Below are 1,445 nucleotides of genomic sequence, written 5' to 3'. Positions count from 1 at the left end.
GCTGCAAGCCTACACCCTCTGGGTGACCCATGAAACACGCCCCTATCAGCCGCCAACACTATGATTTATATGTGAAATACAACGGTCAAGACAGCGAAATCAGCGATCTACTTGGGGAATGTGGGTTAAGGCCAATCACCCCGTCCATGTCGAACCGTTTTACAGCACGTCCGTTTGCTCCAAGGTAAAGTGCGTTCGTGCTTCTTTCGTCGTCAGAGATTGCTTTGGGAAGCAGAAAACAGTGGCAGACAAAATCTTCGGACCCGCCAGAAGCGGATAAAGTGAACCGATAATCTGCATCGCGCTCAACTGATTCTGAGAATGCCTCGAACAGGTCTATCTCGGCATCAACATCACAGACCGTAATTTTTGGATGACTGATATTGATGAAGTAACTTATGAAATGAGCCAAAAGCCGATTTGTGATCGTGCTTGCCTTCTTCGGTATGTGCAGAGCGTAGTCACGTTTGTAGGGAGTCAACTGAATAATTGAGCCTGGAGTGCTTTGATCCGCTGGCGCAAGGGTCAGATTGTCCGTTGGGTTGGAAACCTTGAAATCAAAAGAAATAGAACGACCGATGGACCCGTCATCGTAAACACTTTGAATACGCACCTCGTCCAGCACCTTGAGCCAAACAAGGCGCCCTACGCCTTTTCCGCCAATCTTTTCTTTGGCACGTGAGTCCATTCGGCGAAAAGACTCGAGATTGCTTTCGTTAAAGCCAATTCCATTGTCAGAAATAGTAAAGCCTTCCATCTCCCCAGATTCAGTGCGGTGCAGTTCGATTGTGACTTCGCCCTTGCTGAGATTATCCTTGCCAAATCTGTCTTCGACGGCGTGAATGGAGTTCATCACAGCTTCAAAAAGTGGGAAAAGTGAGTTCTTGGCATTCGGAGCAAGCGATAAGTTTCGAATGCGCCCTGCGGGGTCGTTGTCCCAGCCGGTTTGAATTCGAACGTCCATGCTATTTGCTCCCGCCTGCCCTCAGTGGCACTATGACTGCGTAGCTGCTAGGGCGCAATCCGACACTTTTCCTTGGCCCTGACCTGCGAGCCCACTTGCCGAGCAAGTTCTGGTCCTCTCCACCTCTTCTCTGTTTACGAGAGGAGAGAACAACAACGTGGGCCATTTCCATCTTTCGAGAAGTCACGGCAACCGTTCAGAGCACTTTCTTGGCAAGATCATGAAGCATACGCTGCACCAAACGAGGTCGATCGGCAGCTTAGGCCCGATTGCACTGTTTCAGTTCAGATCGACGCCGCCGAGGCGCGGCGCATGGACATGCGTTCGGATTAGGAACGCAGCGCCCGCGCCCGCGATTGAACCGCCCCGGGTTTACCGGAGAGTAAAACTCTCAAAGGATGAACCCTATGGACCAGAAGAAGCACACCCCGAAGTACACAGCCGAGTTTCGCGAGCGCGGTGTTCGGCTGTATCGCGAACA

Annotated in this window: 1 protein-coding gene; it reads right to left on the bottom strand. The window is 51.3% G+C overall.

The genetic code is table 11. The annotated features are described in order from the left end of the window. Positions 1-85 precede the first annotated feature (85 nt). A complete protein-coding gene (locus tag AAFO90_RS24825) occupies positions 86-964 on the bottom strand; it encodes an ATP-binding protein (protein ID WP_347511182.1) in 879 nt (292 codons plus the stop codon). Between the last annotated feature and the right edge of the window lie 481 nt (positions 965-1,445).

Source organism: Phaeobacter sp. CAU 1743 (genome assembly GCF_039839315.1).
GTDB lineage: Bacteria > Pseudomonadota > Alphaproteobacteria > Rhodobacterales > Rhodobacteraceae > Phycobacter > Phycobacter gallaeciensis_A.
Note: the sequence above shows the minus strand (reverse complement) of the source record. Positions and strands in the feature narration are given on the sequence as shown.

Excerpts from the sequence above, each read along its gene's own strand:
- AAFO90_RS24825 (WP_347511182.1), bottom strand. The coding sequence starts at position 964 with ATGGACGTTCGAATTCAAACCGGCTGGGACAACGACCCCGCAGGGCGC.